Origin of the sequence: Rothia sp. HMSC064D08 (genome assembly GCF_001809525.1) — a bacterium.
Lineage (GTDB): Bacteria > Actinomycetota > Actinomycetes > Actinomycetales > Micrococcaceae > Rothia > Rothia dentocariosa.
On sequence record NZ_KV797900.1, the window covers coordinates 488,862 to 505,947 of the forward strand.

Here is a 17,086-nt window from a genome sequence, read left to right on the forward strand (position 1 = left end):
CCCTAGCGGGGGCGTTTCATGGCGGATGCGCGCGCTTTTTCGACCATCGAGTCATCAATTTTTTCAGGGGTGAACTCCCCATATTTGCGTTGTGCTGCCGCCTCAATCAGGTAGTCCGAAATCTTCGGGTTCTTCGGCAGAAGCGAACCGTGCAGATAAGTACCCACCACGTTATGCACGCGAGCGCCTTCGTGATGATCTGTCGAGTTGTTCCCTACGCCTTTGGTCACGGTTGCCAGGGGCTCGCATCCTGCGCCGAGGTAGGTTAGTCCCGAGTGGTTTTCAAATCCCACGATGGTGCCGAATTCTTGTGAGTCTTCAACGATGTTGCCAATCAGACGTTCGTTGCCGCCGACCGTGTAAGCATCAAAGATGTTGATACCTTTGAGGGTTTCGCCTTCGTGGGTGCGGAATTCTTTGCCGAAGAGCTGGTAGAGCCCGCAGATCACGAGCATGGGCATGCCGTCTTCTGCATTCTTTTTGAGCTTGGCTCCTATGGCGTGCAGGTCTTCTTGAATTACGGTTTGTCCGGAGTCTTGGCCGCCGCCTCCGATAATAATATCGATGTCGTCGGGGAAGGTATCTCCAGGGTTGTAGTCGAGAATTTCAACGTCGAACCCGTGGGCGTGTGCGCGGCGTGCCAGCGCTAGAGTGTTTCCCCAGTCCCCGTATATATTCATGTCTTTGGGGTATAGCTGAAGGATACGCAGGGTTTTGCCGTTATTAGGGCTTGAAACCGGTTCTCCTGCAATGGTGTGGGTCATTACGAAACCCTTTCGACGTCGGTGAATTTGGTGAGCTCTTCGCGTAGGGCGAGCATTGCGGTGTAGGTACAGAAGATTCGCATGGGTGCGTCGCCGCTGGTGGTGATGAATTTCCTAAGGGCTTCGCTGAGGTTTTCGTTGACGTCATCTACTCGTACACCGTCGTGTTCAAGGCGCAGCGCCATATCCCAGGCGCGTACCCCTGAGACCATGTCTACACCGGTGTCACTCAGCGAGTCGAAGTCTACGTCCCATAGCCAGGAGACATCACGGCCGTCTGCATATTGGTCGTTGATGGTGATCATGGTGGCGTAGTCGTCTGCGCTTGCGCTGGCGAGTGAGAGGCGGAATCCGCTGGGGTTCTTAACAAGCAGAAGCTGCAGCGGGCGGCCATTGATGTTGAGGGTTTCGCCGCGACCGAATGCCGGGGTGATTTTAGCGAGTTCGTCAATAAGGGCTTGTTTGTTGAGTTTTTCGCCCAGAACCACACGGGTGAGGGCAATGGCACCGGCGGCATTGTAGATATTGTAAATACCGTAGAGGTTGATGTTTCCTTCGCAGGTTTCACCGGCGAGATCGAAGGTTGCGCTGGTACCTGAGAACGCGGTGAGGGTAACGTCTGCGGAGGGCAGTTTGCCGCGGTTGTTATTGATTCCGGCGCGCATTTCGTCATCCGAGGGGAAGAAGGAACGCAGCGTTTCGTTGAGCCCAAAGTAGCTGATGTTTGTTCCGGTTTTTACGGATTGAGCAAGCGAGAGGATGCGCGGGTCTTCCCGGTTGAGCACCACGGTGTCGGTGGTGGCTTCAGCTACAGTGGAGAGCATGCGGCGGGTTGTGTCAATTTCGCCGAATCGGTCGAGCTGGTCTCGCAGCACGTTCAGTAGCAATGCGTAGTTTGGTTTGACGGCTTTGACGAAGTGCACGGCGTGGGCTTCATCAAGTTCTAGTACGGCAATGTCTGCGTCGAGTTTGCCGCTAAGGTCCATAGCTCCGAGCAGTGCCGCCGCCACACCGCGCACGAAGTTTGATCCAGTGCGGTTGGTGAAGACTTTGAGTCCCTGTGCTTCGAGGAGCTGCACAGCCATTTTGGTGGTGGTTGTTTTGCCGTTGGTTCCCGAAACGACGACGACGCCATAGGGCAGTTTGGCGAGTTCTTCGGCAACAAATCGTGGGTGTAGTTTTTCCATCACGAGACCGGGGAATGCTGATCCGCCGCCGCGTAGCGTGCTGGCGTAGCGAATGCCCTGTCCGAGAAGGCGAATTAGGGGTTTTGACATGTTCACCATTCTATACCGTTTGTGGTGTATTCCTGTGCGAGGGTTCTTCGCAACGCAGCACCGGCTATACACCGGGCTGGATACCGCTCCCCTGCTATAAGCACTAAGCATGCAACGATATTCCTCTGTATAAGGTCCCCTCAGAGAGTTTTGAACACGACGACCTAGAAAAGCGAGGTCTGTACCGTGACGGCGCTGAGAGTATCCGTCGGTTCCACCACATAGTTAGCGAGTTCTGCGGTGTTGATCAGCACGGCGGCATCCGGGTCTCCAACGTGAGCGGTCATGAATTTTCCTGCGGCTCCGGTGCAGAAGAAACCTGCTTCGCGGGTTTTGAGGATGCTGGGGAATGCGTCAAGTGGTTCCGGGTTTTGCGCACGCAACGCCGCGTAAGGGCGGTTCATTGCCACGGAGGGAACCCAGGATTCATCTAGGGCGGTAAGCTGCGTTAATAGCCCAGATTCGGTAAGCGCTTTATGTGCGCGCTCCACTGTGTTTTGATGCGCCGCCCGCAGTTGAGCCCCGGGTAGCGGCTCAGTCCAAGCTCGGTATTTACTCGCTACCTGTTTGACCTGCGGAATATTGGCGATGCGAGTTACCGCATCCTCAGCTTCACGAATTAGCAACCCATCGGGCGCCTGGGCTATATAGGTTGCTGTGGCGACGGCCTGCTCATCCAGACGACGCGGTGTTGAGCTTTGCGAGCTGGTGCCGACTTTAGAGCTTCCGTCAGGAAAAGTGGCGATATAAAGCCTGTGGGGTTGCTGTGCGTAGGCGCGCATTCCGGGGGTCAGCGTTCCCGCGTAAAGATGCGCGGTATGCAGAGCCGTGAACTCGTCATGCGCGGCGCAATATTCGCATTGTTTCCCGCTCTCTAGGCGGTTTCCCTGTGGGCACGCTACACGCTGTATCTGCCCGGTTTCTGTATTGCCGCGTGTGTATCCGGCGCAGAACTTTTGGAGGTTCCCGGTGCCGTCTAGCGCGAGCCGAAGTCCAAGAAACGCGCCCGGAGTCACGGGAACGGTCATAACATCGCCGCTGGGTTTTACGCTTGTGCTGCCTGAGGCATCCGCCAACACCACGGATTCAAGGCGTAGAAAAGGCTGCCTTTCACGCCACTGCACATCACGCCAGATAAGGGCATGTGCGTGTTCGGCTGCTGTGGAAACATCAAAAATTGAGTCCAGCAGGTTAGGGTACCTCATACGTTCAGTGTAACCCTGCCTTTCACACGCGAATAGAGCTGCCGTTTTCTTCTGAGGCTAGTACTCCTCATTCTTGAAGAATTCGTCGCTGCTGAGCGAGACGGAGAGCTTCTTCAAAACTTCGAGTTCTTTAATTTTCCAGCCTTCGCCCTTCACATAGACGAACGTGGCTTTCATTTCTCGGTTCATACCGCGGTTGCGGTAGATTTTGTTGTTTTGCAGGCTTTCTTCGTTATACCAGGCGTAGCGGTTGCGTTTGTAGGAATACGTTACCACCCATTCGGCAGAGTCCCCAGAACCAACTTTTTCCGAGCTTAGAATCTCTACCTTATAGAGTGGATTTACGGGCCAATATCCCGCCGAGGTCATATCGTCAAACTTCATGGACTCTTCGGGCGTATCCCCGCGGTCTTCGGGGGTGCGGGTGTCAAACGTTGAAGGACGCTCGGTAAATTTATAGTCTTTGGTGAAGAATTGCAGCGACTCTTCATCAGTCATTTCGTGGTTCGTAAGAATCTCATACTCATGGAATTTTGCGAGACGTTTAAGCAACGTTTCTGGCCCTTCAATACCCTGTTCTTTGACTTTAGGGTCGAATTCAGGCTCGTGAACGTTATACGCGGGGTGCTCTTCGGTAGCCGCAACAAATTCTCCGTTGTCATAACGGTTCTGTTCACTGGGTGTCAGGGGTGCTTGTGCGCCGCTGGGCAAGAGTGCAGGCCCGCTGGGCTTGATCTTAGCGGGGGAAGGTTCTGCTGTTGGCGTCGGGTTGCCGCTGGCGTCGTCATAGGAGTTTCGATTGTCCTCAGAGGCCGTGGAATTTCCGCCGCTGTGGCTCATAGGGGAGGATGCCACGCATCCAGGCGTAGCTAGAATGCAGCCCGTGAGAGCGAGAGATAAAAGGGTACGCTTGTACCCAGCGGCGGATGTTGTCATCAACAAACCAGCTTTCGAGAGTGGTTGGTATGCGGTTAATGTTGAAGCCGGAAGAGCGCTTCAAGCGGTGATGTTGCTATCTCTATCCTGCCACATGCACACGCTAAAAGCATTAATGTACCAGATGATGGTTTAGTGTGGAGGATTTCAAGAGCAATTTTGCGATTAAAGAGCAGGTCACGAGCGTATTTTTACGTCGCGTTAAGACTTCAGGAACACTCATGAAGTATACCTGCATACGCGGTTTAACGTGAATGTTTCATGACCCCTCAAAGTAACATAACTGTCGGAAACGTTCAGGCGGGGCTATGAGGGCATGCGAGCGAACCCGTCGGCGATAATCTGGCGCATGTCATCAAGGGTTCGAGACATGGTTTTCGTGTGGGCGATAATGGGCAGAAAATTGGTGTCACCGCTCCAGCGAGGAAGAATATGCTGATGCAGGTGATCAGCTATACCCGCTCCCCCGACTTTGCCCTGATTCATGCCTATATTGAACCCGTCATTATGGGAAACTTCGCGCAAAACCCGCATTGCACGCTGAGTCAGGCGTGCCATTTCGAGAGTTTCTTCCTCATTTGCCTGATCGTACAGAGGAATATGGCGGTAGGGGCAGATGAGCAAATGCCCCGGGTTATAGGGGTACAGGTTGAGCAGAGCGAAGGCGTGCTCTCCACGATAAACAATGAGCGATTCTTCATCGCTGCGCGAAGGAGCCGTGCAGAATGGGCAGGTTTTCTCAGTATGATCCTGCTGCCCACCGCTCACATAAGCGGTACGATGCGGTGTCCAGAGCCGCTGGAACGCATCGGGCACACCGGGCAGCTCGAAGTCATCGGTGACGTTCGTGTTCTGGGCATTCTGGTTTTCGCTCATATCCCTATTAAACCGTATATTTAACTCCGCGAGCGGCTCACGTGCGCTCTAATCTGAATCACGCCCCAGGCGCACCGCGATCTTCTGACGAATCACCGTGAGCGTCTGTTTAGTCTCTTCCAGCAGTTCCATTGGTTGTTCGGGCTCGTGATCGTCTTCTTCGTTATCAGTGGCAAGATTGCGGTGAGAGGCAAGAAACTCTTGTGTAAGTTCTTCGGGTGGATGGTGTACCGTGCCGTCGCCCATACGGATGGCGAGCATAGCTTTCAGCTCAGCGATTTCGGCGTGAAGTGCCTCAATATCGGCTTTCGTTGCAGCGTGGTCTTCTTCAGTGACTCCGCTAATTTTTTCGATCACCCAGGTAGCAAGCGCACCGGTAATCACGCCGAACAGGCCAACCCCGTAAATCATGACAACCACGGCAATAACCCTGCCGGGTACGGTCACGGGGTATACGTCGCCATAGCCCACAGTCGCCAGTGTTGCGAGAGTCCACCAGTACGCCGTCCAGATATCTTTGATGAGGGCACCTGGGGCACCTTGCTCAATGGAGAAGATAGCGAGGGCCGCCATGATCACGAAGATCAGTGTATACCCGAAGAGTTTAACGGCCAGTTCTGAGAGCAGCTTGTATTGGCGGTTGGCGGTCATGTGAAGCATCGCCAAGAAACTCACAATACGCCAGGCTGGCAGAAGCACAATGGCGAGGTTCATCAGGTTGTGCGTGAAGAAGTAGATGCGCCGGGGCGCTAGGTAGAGACGCACACAATAATCAACCGCGAAAAGCGCCCACAGTATCATTTGAAAAATATTGAGGATGCCGTCAAGTGGTGCGCTAATGCGTGTGCTCACAATGGGTGCAGCGTAGGCAACAAGGTACAGGAGAGAGGCAATAAAAAGCGGTTTATCGGTGCGGCGCTCCCATTCGGTGAGTCCTTCTTCGCCGCGGGTAATCTTAGGGCGGCGCTCATTGTGCGGGCGGTTAGCTGGGGTATCGGCGAAGGCGGTGTTCTCAGGCTCGAGTACGGTACGGGTGTGTGGTGTTTCTGTACCGTTTGCCTCTGCCATACTGCCCAGTCCTTACATGCTCTTCGTTGAAGCAGGTCTGCCGCGAATTGTCGGCTCCCGTGCGAACCTTTCTACAGCCATCATATCGGTTTTCTGCAGGTATCTGTGGACGCTGCAAGCCTGACGTTGAAGAGTACTATGTTCGGGTTGCTGTGGCCTGGTATTTTGCGGAGGCGCTGGCTCGCCAAGAATGTGCAGCTCTCCCCTGGTTCGCGCTCGCCGATAGTTCCGGCAGCACCGATTCGTCAGGTTTACCAGCGGTGACACTTCGCATGGCGCTCACAAAGGCTATCGAGTCACGCCGTATTCCGGACGAGCTGAAGGCAGAGTTAAGGCAGATTCGTTCCACACTCCCCCGCCGTTTCTAGACTCTACTCAGAGCGGTTTTAGCTCCGGGAACATAGGTTTGCACAGATTACTCTGTCAGAAGCCGTCGAGTAATATCTAACAAACCTCTAGTCACGGCAAAGCGCCCCTGCTAGTCTGAGAAACCAATAGTCCGCTGAGTGCTCGCCACACCGTAAGGTTTTACCGCACAGGGCAGGTCACTAGTGCAGGCTATGCAGCCTATCAACCATAGTTAAGGATCGGCGAATGCCTTACCCTATCCCGGAAAAACAGCAGACCCCGCACAAGCCGCATCTGGAAGAAAATTCTACAGCAGAGGATTGTACCTACCGTTCTATTGAGATTGAGGCAAAGCAGAATCAGGGTTTGCCCGGTGAATACCTCTCAGCGTATTCGGCGAAGACCGACAAGCTCTATGTGACCGGTATTTTCAATATCACTCCGGAGCACGGTTCAACGGTGGCGACGATTGCCCGCGTGAACCCGCATACTTTGGAGATTGAGGCAACCGCGAAAATGCCTGTTGCCGCCGAGGTTCACCCAAACCTTGCCGGGCAGTACCAGTTCCGGGGCGCTTTCGGCATAGATGTTGATGATGAGCACGGCACGCTGTGGGTGACCGATGCCGGTTCGTATTGTGTCTCGGTGTACCGCCAAGACGCTTTGGAACACGGGACTCTTAAGCCGCTGTGGACTAGTTATGATCCCGCGAAGGGGCTGTTCGAGCAAGATATTACGCATCCCCGCGAGGTTTATGTAGACACCAAGACCGGCAAGGCCTTTGTTACGGGTATGGGTGGAGTGTGGGTGATTGATACCGCCACCTATGAGGTTCAGAAGATTGACCCGACTCCGGGGCGGCTTACGCACCCGCTTACCTTCGGGTATGATCGGCTGACCGGGCACCTTTACGCGACTGACTACTATCTGGATACCGTCTATGAGATAGACCCGGTAGCGAACGCTGTGGTGCGCACTCTGCACGTGCCCGCTGGGGATGTACCGCATTTTACCCGTGTAAAGGTGCATGCGGTGGGGGTCAATAGTTCTTTGGGCGAGATTTATGTTTCGACTCAGGGCTTTGAGGGCAAGAATGCGGGCATTCAGGTGCTCGATCAGGGTACCGGCGAGTTTAAGCGGTTTATACGGTACGGAGTGAACCCGACCGATATGGTGGTTGATGATTCTCGTGACCTTATTTATCTGGGCGATTTCGGTACAGTTCACACAACGGAACCTAGTGGCGGAACCGTGGCGGTGATTGATGCCCGCAGCGGTGCCGTGCTGGGGCAGGTGCGGGTTTCTTCGGCGAGGATTAATCACTTGACGTTGTTGCTTGATGGTTCTGTGATGGTGCTTGATAAGGCGGGCGATTACCCGAATGTGACGGTTGATTTTCATATTGATGCTCTTACGGGTGAGTTCTCGTCAGCCAGTGCAGACGTGCATTCGGGTGTTTCTGTGCCTATTCATGCGGATGCTCTGACGAAGATTACGGTGCACGATGCCGGTAGTCAGCCTGGGCATGTGGAGTCTCGCCCTGCGGATGTTCCGTTCACGATAGCGAGCAGTGAGGATGGTTCGACGCTTGGGGCTCCCGCCGCGGTTGTGCCCGGTGAGAGTGTTGAGCTTTCGGGCGTGGGCTGGTCTGCTGGTGAGAAGAAGCACCCGGATGTTCCGCCGTATTTCCCGGGTTTGAAGGTTCCCACACGGTTAACGGTGAAGTTTGATGGCGAATCTGTCGCAGAGGTTACGGGTAAGCAGCTGGCTCTTGATACGTATTTTGTGGCGGAGGCGCATATTCCCCAGGATTGGCAGCCTGGCGAAGAGCACACAATCACCGTCGAATCGGAGGCTACAGATAGCGCTCCCGCGCAGGCAGCAACGGTAACGGTGCGGGTGGTGGAGAGTCACGATAATCTGCAGATGCAGTACTGCGTTCCGCCATCGCCTACAGAGACAATTCCGGTGCAGCTGCCGTTCGTCGGTTACCCGCCGGTGGGTGGTGGAGTATCTGAAACGGTCTGACCACTAAAGAAATTTATAGCTCTGCGGCAGGTCTTGCCAAGCTGTCTGAAGAGCAGCAGAAAGTTATACTACCAAATGGTAAGCGTACCGTTTATCTGGACCGTATCGGATGGAGTTTAACCTATCTGAAATTGTGGGGTGCGGTTGATTCACCGTAATAATTTCAATGCAATATCCTAAATCACTAATTTTCAGAAAGTATATATCTGTTAATAATACCTTGAAACATCAGTTCTTGCTCCCATAACCTATCATCTATAAACTTTTTTAACATCCAGTCTATAATATGCCTCCCTTTAAAAGGTGGAGCCTTCATAGATTTTAGAAAATCTTTATCCATTGCAAACAAAAAATTTAATATATCTTCAGTGTCATGAGAATAGATATATTTTCTAGCATCAATTTCTTTTTTATTTAGTTTATTCAACACATCATCTACAGAATTTTTGATATCTGGGTCGTTGTGCTGATAGAAATCTTCAATCCTGAAATATCCGTCTTTAAAATAAGACCCATATTTTTTCCTGAGTTGATCGATTTCAAGTTTCACTGTACCCTTATTTCCCTTATTTGATAACCGTAAGAAATACATGGAAAATAGAAAATGAAGTGAATATTTATAACGAATATCAATATCTTTATAATCCCCTGAATATACTGCTTTATTAAATAAATTAAAAGATTCCTCTGTAAAAGGATAGCTTTCAATAGCTGGGTAATCTGTATAAAATAAGTTATTTGCGCAGACTAAATCTTTATCCTCAAGCAGATCTCTATCTCTGATAAAAAGTCTATTCTTGTCTTTATCGACTTGAGCAATTTGAACGACAAGATCACAGTTTCCTACAGCTTCATCAATATTAGGATAAGACCCAACAATATTTTTTATCTCTTTAACACGAATAACTGTCTTAGATGATATCAGACTTTTAATAGAGGTAATCCATCTTTCATAAAAATCAACATCATCTTTTCCCTCAACACATATCTCCATTACTCTTATTGAGCTAGAATCTCGAGAACGTGCTACGAGCGCATCAACACGCTCCCTATTATAGGCATTTCTATATGAATACATTAGACTAATTCCTCAGACTCATGACTAACAATAATATCTTCATCCATATAATCCTCAAGAATAATCGGAGAATGTGTTGCCAAAATTACCTGAAAATCCGATTCCCTGGTAAGATCCCGTATGTATTTTACTAAAACTTTCTGCCACTGAATTCCTAGTGATATTTCTGGCTCATCAATCATAAGCATCATGCTGTTTTGTGAAGAGGCGAGTGCTACATTTGCTAGAAGTAGAATTATATGTTTCTCACCGCTGGATAATAATCCAGGATCAATTTCGCTGCCGAGTTCTTCCCGGCCTGAACTCTTTAATTTATGCAATTTAAATCCAGCATTTAATGAGTAAGATATACGTATATCTCCTAATAATGTATTTATTGCCTCAACAAATATATTAATCTTTTCTGCAGTGGGTAAAATTTCAGACATTCTTTCACTAAGGTTCTCCAAGTAAGGTAACAAAAATGGAGCTACATATTTAAACTCACTCTTATTAACAGGACTTGCGCTTGATATTAAGTTCTGAACAGAATCATATTCCTTAAAATCAATTAAATTGTATTTACGAATAAGTTCATCGCTTCCATTTATTTCATGAATATATTTATCGATAGCTTCACGGGCGTCTCGTGCACTATTAAATATCAGGTTCCTACTGTTGTTGCTGACACTAGTTTTTTGCAGAATATTCCTGGTAAAATTAGCATACACACCTTGATCACCTCGAGATAATGTTGATTTATCCCGTATATCTTTTTCATATAATTCACCAAGTGAATCTAAAGATGTCTCGACAGTAATTCCTGAATTAAAACCTGAATCTTTCATAGAAATTTGGTTATAAATAATATTCTGACGCTGCCTTGCCATTTTATAGCGATAGAACTTCCTAAATTGATGCTCTTCTTCAGAAAGATATAGCCTATCTGTTCCCAATAATTCTATATTTCCTATAATATCATCAACCATCTCTTTGAGTTCCGTATACCTATTTTTTATATCATTATTTATAATAATAAATTCATTATCCTCTCCAGGCGCTGTACGAAAATCAGATATTGAAACATTAAATTTATGACTCTTACTCTCGCTCTCAGTGTTATTTATAATTTTAAAGACAGCATTATAATGATCTTCTCGGATATATTTAACTATGCCTTTTTTTGACTCGATCTCAATAGATTGTACTGGAGCCATTAAAAGCTGACCTATGGATTCACTATCGGCAATAGACATATAACGAATAGCTTTTAATAAATTCGTTTTTCCATGCCCATTTTCTGCATACAACGCTTTTAAATTATCTTGAATGTCACTAAAATTAATAATATAACTGTATCTATCAATGACTCCATGAGCTTCAATTTTTAATACGTCTCCCATTCCTGCCCTTCCTTTTAGAGTATGCACTAACGTGCATTTTATTAGTAAATTAGAATTTCAGTATAAAGATATCCAGGCTATAATCTTCCTCCACTTACATCTGAAATAGCTTATTCCTCCCCCCTCGGCTTCGGGTCTTCATTTACCCTGTTCCGAATGTGGTCGACAATACGTGCCACCGCCTCATTGACGGGCACACCGTTTTCCTGCTTGTTGCCGCGGAAGCGGAATGAGACTGCACCAGCCTCCGCGTCCTCGCCGCCAGCAATCAGGATAAACGGCACTTTCTCGGTAGAGGCGGTGCGAATCTTCTTTGTAAAACGGTCCGAACCGTAATCGGCCTCAACACGCACGCCCTGCTCACGCAGCTTATCCGCAATCTCAGTCATATAGTTGTTGAAAGCCTCCGCAACAGGCACACAAATCACCTGCACCGGTGAGAGCCATGCCGGGAACGCGCCCGCATAGTGCTCAGTCAGCACACCCAGGAAGCGCTCAATCGAACCGAACTTGGCCGAGTGAATCATCACCGGCTCCTGAATCGACCCGTCCGCAGCCTGGTACTCCAAACCAAACCGGCTGGGCTGGTTGAAGTCATACTGCACGGTAGACATCTGCCAGGTGCGGCCAATCGCATCCTTCGCCTGCACCGAAATCTTCGGTCCATAGAACGCAGCCCCACCCGGGTCAGGCACCAGCTCAAGACCGGTCTCCTTCGCCACCTGCTCCAGCACGGCGGTAGCCTGCTCCCACTGCTCATCGGTGCCGATAAACTTATCCCTCTTATCACCCTCAGTGTCGCGGGTCGAAAGCTCCAGGTAGAAGTCCGTCATACCGAAATCTTCCAGCAGGCTCAGCATGAAATTCAGCAGGTGCCGCACCTCATCGGGTGCCTGCTCCTTCGTCACATACGAGTGGGAATCGTCCTGCGTAATCATGCGCACACGGGTCAAGCCCTGCAGCACGCCCGACTTCTCGTCACGGTACACGGTGCCGAACTCGAAGAAACGCAGCGGCAGCTCACGGTACGAACGCCCACGCGAACGGTAAATCTCGTTATGCATGGGGCAGTTCATAGCCTTCAAACGGTAGTTGCCGTTATCGAGCTCCATCGCCGGGAACATGCCGTCCGCATAATACGGCAGATGCCCGGACGTATAGAACAGGTCTTCCTTTGAGATATGCGGGGTGCTCACGTACTGGAAACCCTCAGCAATATGGCGGGCGCGCACATAATCTTCCATCTCACGCTTAATCACGCCACCCTTGGGGTGAATCACCGGAAGGCCGGGGCCAATATTCTTCGGGAACGAGAACAGGTCAAGCTCCTTGCCCAGGCGGCGGTGGTCGCGGCGCTCAGCCTCAGCAATACGGTGCTTATATTCCACCAGCTCATCCTTCGTGGGCCAGGCGGTACCGTAAATACGCTGAAGCATGGGGTTCTTCTCAGAACCACGCCAATACGCGCCACCGGCACGCATGAGCGCGTAACCGTTAGCAATCAGCTTAGTATTTGGCAGGTGCGGACCACGGCACAGGTCATTCCACAGCACCTCGCCGGTTTTCGGGTGCACATTGTCATAAATCGTAATCTCACCCGCACCGACCTCAACTGAGGCGCCCTCGGCGGCATCAGCACCCGAACCAGGGCCTTGGCTGAGCGAAAGCAACTCGAGCTTATACGGCTCGTTCTTCATCTCTTCAACCGCTTCAGCATGGGTCACCACGCGGCGGCGGAACAGCTGACCCGACTTGATGATCTTAATCATCGACTTCTCGATCTTCTTCAGATCCTCGGGCGTGAAGGGCTCAGCCACATCAAAATCAAAATAGAAGCCGTCAGTAATATAGGGACCAATACCCAGCTTGGCGTCTTTGCGGTACTCTTGCACCGCCTGCGCCATCACGTGCGCCGCTGAATGGCGCAGCACATTCAAGCCATCAGGTTCGTCAATGAAAACGGGCTCAACGGTATCGCCCTCAGACAGCTTGTGAGAAAGGTCGACCAGCGTGCCATTCACGCGGGCAACCACAATCTTCGCGTTATCCGCAAAGAGTTCAGCGGCGGTGGCGGCAGTAACCTCGCGCTCCTCACCGGATACGCTGATCTTAATAGGTGCTGACAGTTCAGCGGCAGACATGTGTCTCCTTTAGGTTAGGCACGGGGCCTACTCCCCCAGCGTACGGGGCCAGGATAGGCGCAGCCGTGCAGACTAATCCGCACTGTACAGGTGCACGGACATCACCATTCTACGGCGTTCACAGCAAATTTTCAGGTAACGGCTCAGGGTAGACACAATATCAACGATAGTTTCCCGTCATAATACCTCAGCAAAACGGGTATTCCGGCGTGTAAGCCTAGCCAAAGCTAAGCAGACATAACGTGTGCAAAAGCACATACTGGAAGGATAGGAAGAGAACTATGCCTACACCGGTAAGGAGATTAAGGCCCATGACAGTTGTATCCAATACATCCGAAGCTCTGAACTCCCCCTACACCAACGCCCTTGAGCATATGCTCGCCGAAACCCGCGCGCACGCCCTCGATTCCAGTGTCAAAGAAATTGACAGGCTCGCTATCTCACATGATGCCTCGCATTACCTGCTGGTACCCGCCGGAATCGTACGCCCCGATTCAGCGGAGGCGGTCGCCGATATTTTCCGTGCTGCCAGCGCCTTCAACCTGCCGCTCACCTTCCGGTCGGGCGGCACGTCTCTATCCGGTCAGGCAAGCGGGGACGGGCTGATGGTCGATACCCGCCGTAACTTCAAGAAAATTGAGGTGCTTGATGGCGGCAAGAGGGTGCGCGTTCAGCCCGGCGCCACGGTGATGGCGGTCAATAATATGCTGGCGCCCTACGGGTACAAGCTCGGGCCTGACCCAGCCTCATGGTCGGCATGCACTATCGGCGGGGTGGTTGCCAATAACTCCTCGGGCATGTCTTCCGGTACCGAATTCAACACCTACAACACGCTGGAATCTATGGTGTTCGTGCTCCCCAGCGGAACCGTTATTGATACTTCTGCGCCCGATGCCGATGACCGCCTGCGCGCTCTCGAACCCGAAATTCACGAAGGACTGCTGCGTCTGCGCAAGCGCGTGGCCGAAAACCCGGAGTCGGTTGCGCGCATTCGCCAGCAATACTCCATGAAGAACACTATGGGCTACGGCGTAAACTCCCTGCTGGATTACAGCACCCCGGTTGATATTCTGCAGCACCTTCTGATCGGTTCCGAAGGAACACTCGGGTTCGTGGCGTCTGCAACCTACCGCACTCTGCCCATACTCAAGTCCGTTTCAACCGGTCTGCTCGTGTTCGATAACCTCTTAGACGCAACCCGTTCGGTGCCCGAACTTGTGGCTAACCACCTGGCAACAGTTGAGCTCATGGACGCCACCAGTATTCGCGTAGCACAGCGTACCGGGCAGGCGGCGGAGGCTCTTGCTGCTATTGATGTGCGTGATCATGCGGCTCTGCTTGTGGAATTTCAGGGAAACTCTGAGCAGGAGCTCACCGATCTTGCCGCATCTGCCGCACCTATGTTTGATGCTCTCCCGGTGGTGTCGCCGGTCGAAATGACCAGCAAACTTTCTGAGCGTAATGCGCTCTGGGCTGCACGGCGCGGGCTGTACACCACGGTTGCGGGTAACCGCCCAACCGGCACGAATGCGCTGCTTGAGGATGTGGTGGTCCCGGTGGACGTACTTGGTGCTACCTGCCGCGATTTGACCGCCCTCTTTGATGCCCACGGTTACCAGGACTCGGTCATTTTCGGGCACGCCAAAGACGGCAATATTCACTTCATGCTCAACGAGCAGTTCCGCGATGCCAAGCAGCTTGTGCGGTACCGCGAGTTCACCGAGGAAATGGTACAGCTCATTCTGGATGCTGACGGCTCACTCAAGGCAGAGCACGGAACTGGGCGTATTATGGCGCCGTTTGTACGCCGCCAATTCGGTGACGAACTCTTCGAGGTTATGCGCGAAATTAAGCGCCTGATCGACCCGAAGGGTTTCTTGAATCCGGGTGTGGTTCTTGCCGACGAAGATACCGATTATGCCACCGATCTGAAGGTTGCTGAAACCGTTGAAGAGGAAGTTGATCGGTGTGTGGAATGCGGGTACTGCGAACCGGTGTGCCCGTCTAAGGATTTGACGCTGACCCCGCGCCAGCGCATTGTGCTGCGCCGCGAAATTGCTGCGGCAGAAGCTAATGGTGATAGTAAACTTGCTGAACGCTTACGCCAAGAATATGAATACTACGGTGTGGATACCTGCGCGGTAGACGGTATGTGCGTTACACGTTGCCCGGTGCTGATCAATACGGGTGATTTGATACGCCGCCTGCGTGCTGAGAACCAGGATGCGCTCGGCGCCGCCGGGTGGAAATTCGCCTCGAAACACTGGGGCACAATCGATAAAGTGGCGGGTAAAGCGCTCACGGCCGCAAAAATGCTGCCATTCCCGGTGGTGCGCGGAGCCACCGATATTGGTCGTAAACTCTTCGGTGACGATATGGTGCCCGCCTATAAGAAGGGGCTTTCTGCCGGTGGCGCACCGCGTGTGCCTCATGCGGAAGCAACCCCCGATATCGTGTTCTTCCCTGCCTGTGTGAATGCCATGTTCGGCGGTGTTGATGGTGAAGGTAAGCACGACCCGGTGAACGCGACCCAGGCGTTTATTCGCCTCTGCGAACGCGCAGGTGTGAAATACCGGGTTCCCGAAGGTATCGACCAAATGTGCTGTGGCACGCCGTGGAAGTCCAAGGGGTACACAGACGGCTACTCAATTATGAGCGACCGCGTGCTCAAAGCACTGTGGCAGGCGACCGACGGCGGGCGCATCCCGATTGTGTGCGATGCTTCCTCATGTACTGAGGGCCTTGAGGTGATGCGCGCGAAAGTTGCAGCCGCTGTGGAGCATAAAATCACGCAGGGTTTGGGGGCAGGCGAGGCCGATTACGCTCAGTTGAAACTTATTGACTCGGTGCAGTTTGCCGCCGATACGCTGTTGCCTAAGCTCACGGTATCGGCTCCCCTACCGTCGCTTGCACTGCACCCTACCTGCTCGATGACTCACTTGGGTGTGCAGCCAGCGTTCGAGAAGATTGCAAACGCCATGAGCGAGCAGGTATACGTTCCCAAGAATTGGGGATGCTGTGGTTACGCGGGTGATCGCGGCATGCTGCACCCCGAGCTCACGCAGAGCGCTACCCGTGCCGAGACCGCTGAGCTAAACGAGCACGAGTTCGCCGCGTATGCGTCCTCAAACCGAACCTGTGAGCAGGGTATGACCGAAGCAACCGGACATACCTTCCAGAACGTACTGCAGCTTCTAGAGCGGGCCACTCGGTAAAGCTTTACTCCGTTAGAACCGTAGGGATGTGGGGCGGCATCGCAAGATGCTGCACCCACAGCCCTATGTTTGTAATGCTTCTTATTTTGACAGCTCGGGAAGTCGGTTTATATTCTGCCTCCCCCGGATATACAAAAACGCTATGTCCTGTTTCTAGCGTCAGAGCTAAATCTTCAGGACATAGCGTTTTTAGCGAAATCGCTAATAATCGTGTTGTGCGGTGCGATATAAGAGCAACCCGGAAGTTTTGTTGCCCAAGGTAACCCTTCAGAACTACCTCACTTCTAACATTAGCCTTATCTGTAAGCGAACTTCAAAGATATTCGGAAATTGTAACCAAATCTTTATGTTTAGCGAAAAGTTCAACCTTTTATCAACGTTTTGGTAGTGTCATACTAATTTTTACGACAGGGGGTATACGAGACTTTCTCCTGTACAATAAAACAGTTTTTATATGTGAGGTATTACTCTTTATATACTGACAATCTGTTTACATGTTGGGCCAGGTCGGGTGCAACCGACCCTCACTATCCCCCACCCCCACATCATCCAAATGCCACCGCTGACCCGTATACACATCCACCTTACGCAACTGCGGATTCGGATTCCCAACATCAGGCTCATCCGCATGACCTGGGCACCCTTTCGCTCCCGGGTCCTCAGTACAGGTCTTGCCCACCGAATGCACCTCAGACTCCCACACCCGTACCAGTACCGGCTCGCTGATACGGGTGATCTCGGTTCCGAAAAACTGCCACGGCCCACCAT

Annotated in this window: 13 protein-coding genes and 1 pseudogene; 4 read left to right on the forward strand and 10 right to left on the reverse strand. The window is 51.8% G+C overall.

Annotated elements, in window-relative coordinates:
* Positions 1–2: 2 nt before the first annotated feature.
* The 6 genes from HMPREF2625_RS08875 to HMPREF2625_RS08900 all read right to left on the reverse strand — a co-directional run bounded on the left by HMPREF2625_RS08875 (position 3) and on the right by HMPREF2625_RS08900 (position 6,126).
* Positions 3–764 carry a type 1 glutamine amidotransferase gene (locus HMPREF2625_RS08875; protein ID WP_070524002.1) on the reverse strand — a complete coding sequence of 254 codons (762 nt, stop codon included), beginning with the start codon at positions 762–764 and terminating at the stop codon, positions 3–5.
* Positions 764–2,050, reverse strand: coding sequence for a Mur ligase family protein (locus HMPREF2625_RS08880; protein ID WP_070524004.1), 1,287 nt, complete (start codon positions 2,048–2,050; stop codon positions 764–766). The genes HMPREF2625_RS08875 and HMPREF2625_RS08880 overlap by 1 nt, the downstream gene beginning before the upstream one ends.
* Positions 2,051–2,205: 155 nt before the next feature.
* Positions 2,206–3,246 carry a DUF2797 domain-containing protein gene (locus HMPREF2625_RS08885; RefSeq protein ID WP_070524006.1) on the reverse strand — a complete coding sequence of 347 codons (1,041 nt, stop codon included), beginning with the start codon at positions 3,244–3,246 and terminating at the stop codon, positions 2,206–2,208.
* Between the two features lie 57 nt (positions 3,247–3,303).
* A complete protein-coding gene (locus HMPREF2625_RS08890; protein ID WP_239661858.1) occupies positions 3,304–4,101 on the reverse strand; it encodes a DUF6318 family protein in 798 nt (265 codons plus the stop codon).
* Between the two features lie 387 nt (positions 4,102–4,488).
* Positions 4,489–5,058, reverse strand: a complete 570-nt coding sequence (locus HMPREF2625_RS08895) for an HIT family protein (RefSeq protein ID WP_013399145.1) — start codon at positions 5,056–5,058, stop codon at positions 4,489–4,491.
* A 48-nt stretch (positions 5,059–5,106) separates the two neighbouring features.
* Positions 5,107–6,126: a potassium channel family protein gene (locus HMPREF2625_RS08900; protein ID WP_070524008.1), complete on the reverse strand. Its 1,020-nt coding sequence runs from the start codon at positions 6,124–6,126 to the stop codon at positions 5,107–5,109.
* 59 nt (positions 6,127–6,185) lie between these two features.
* On the opposite strand from HMPREF2625_RS08900, the gene HMPREF2625_RS08905 reads away from it, so the two are divergent.
* The 3 genes from HMPREF2625_RS08905 to HMPREF2625_RS10825 all read left to right on the forward strand — a co-directional run bounded on the left by HMPREF2625_RS08905 (position 6,186) and on the right by HMPREF2625_RS10825 (position 8,660).
* Positions 6,186–6,494, forward strand: coding sequence for a hypothetical protein (locus HMPREF2625_RS08905; RefSeq protein ID WP_070524010.1), 309 nt, complete (start codon positions 6,186–6,188; stop codon positions 6,492–6,494).
* Positions 6,495–6,720: 226 nt separating this feature from the next.
* Positions 6,721–8,502 carry a YncE family protein gene (locus HMPREF2625_RS08910; protein WP_070524012.1) on the forward strand — a complete coding sequence of 594 codons (1,782 nt, stop codon included), beginning with the start codon at positions 6,721–6,723 and terminating at the stop codon, positions 8,500–8,502.
* 11 nt (positions 8,503–8,513) lie between these two features.
* Positions 8,514–8,660, forward strand: a complete 147-nt coding sequence (locus HMPREF2625_RS10825; protein WP_256387842.1) for a winged helix-turn-helix domain-containing protein — start codon at positions 8,514–8,516, stop codon at positions 8,658–8,660.
* Between the two features lie 26 nt (positions 8,661–8,686).
* Here HMPREF2625_RS10825 and HMPREF2625_RS08915 read toward each other — a convergent pair whose 3' ends face one another.
* From HMPREF2625_RS08915 to thrS, 3 genes are all read right to left on the reverse strand, one after another.
* The gene (locus tag HMPREF2625_RS08915) at positions 8,687–9,580 is read right to left on the reverse strand and encodes a hypothetical protein (RefSeq protein ID WP_070524014.1); all 894 of its coding nucleotides are present in this window, start codon (positions 9,578–9,580) and stop codon (positions 8,687–8,689) included.
* Complete coding sequence (locus HMPREF2625_RS08920) at positions 9,580–10,962, reverse strand: AAA family ATPase (RefSeq protein WP_070524016.1); 1,383 nt, start codon at positions 10,960–10,962, stop codon at positions 9,580–9,582. Before HMPREF2625_RS08920 ends, HMPREF2625_RS08915 begins: the two co-directional genes overlap by 1 nt.
* A gap of 110 nt (positions 10,963–11,072) precedes the next feature.
* On the reverse strand, positions 11,073–13,103 hold the full coding sequence (gene thrS, locus HMPREF2625_RS08925; RefSeq protein ID WP_070524018.1) for a threonine--tRNA ligase: 2,031 nt from the start codon (positions 13,101–13,103) through the stop codon (positions 11,073–11,075).
* Positions 13,104–13,414: 311 nt separating this feature from the next.
* Here thrS and HMPREF2625_RS08930 point away from each other — a divergent pair, with 311 nt between their 5' ends.
* A complete protein-coding gene (locus HMPREF2625_RS08930) occupies positions 13,415–16,318 on the forward strand; it encodes an FAD-binding and (Fe-S)-binding domain-containing protein (RefSeq protein WP_070524020.1) in 2,904 nt (967 codons plus the stop codon).
* A gap of 490 nt (positions 16,319–16,808) precedes the next feature.
* Here HMPREF2625_RS08930 and HMPREF2625_RS08935 read toward each other — a convergent pair.
* A pseudogene (locus tag HMPREF2625_RS08935) lies at positions 16,809–17,086 on the reverse strand (hypothetical protein); the annotation flags it as partial.

Bases quoted from the DNA above. Each gene is read 5' to 3' on its own strand.
- HMPREF2625_RS08875 (WP_070524002.1), bottom strand. From the start codon at position 764: ATGACCCACACCATTGCAGGAGAACCGGTTTCAAGCCCTAATAACGGC.
- HMPREF2625_RS08880 (WP_070524004.1), bottom strand. From the start codon at position 2,050: ATGGTGAACATGTCAAAACCCCTAATTCGCCTTCTCGGACAGGGCATT.
- HMPREF2625_RS08885 (WP_070524006.1), bottom strand. From the start codon at position 3,246: ATGAGGTACCCTAACCTGCTGGACTCAATTTTTGATGTTTCCACAGCA.
- HMPREF2625_RS08895 (WP_013399145.1), bottom strand. From the start codon at position 5,058: ATGAGCGAAAACCAGAATGCCCAGAACACGAACGTCACCGATGACTTC.
- HMPREF2625_RS08900 (WP_070524008.1), bottom strand. From the start codon at position 6,126: ATGGCAGAGGCAAACGGTACAGAAACACCACACACCCGTACCGTACTC.
- HMPREF2625_RS08910 (WP_070524012.1), top strand. From the start codon at position 6,721: ATGCCTTACCCTATCCCGGAAAAACAGCAGACCCCGCACAAGCCGCAT.
- HMPREF2625_RS08915 (WP_070524014.1), bottom strand. From the start codon at position 9,580: ATGTATTCATATAGAAATGCCTATAATAGGGAGCGTGTTGATGCGCTC.
- HMPREF2625_RS08920 (WP_070524016.1), bottom strand. From the start codon at position 10,962: ATGGGAGACGTATTAAAAATTGAAGCTCATGGAGTCATTGATAGATAC.
- thrS (WP_070524018.1), bottom strand. From the start codon at position 13,103: ATGTCTGCCGCTGAACTGTCAGCACCTATTAAGATCAGCGTATCCGGT.
- HMPREF2625_RS08930 (WP_070524020.1), top strand. From the start codon at position 13,415: ATGACAGTTGTATCCAATACATCCGAAGCTCTGAACTCCCCCTACACC.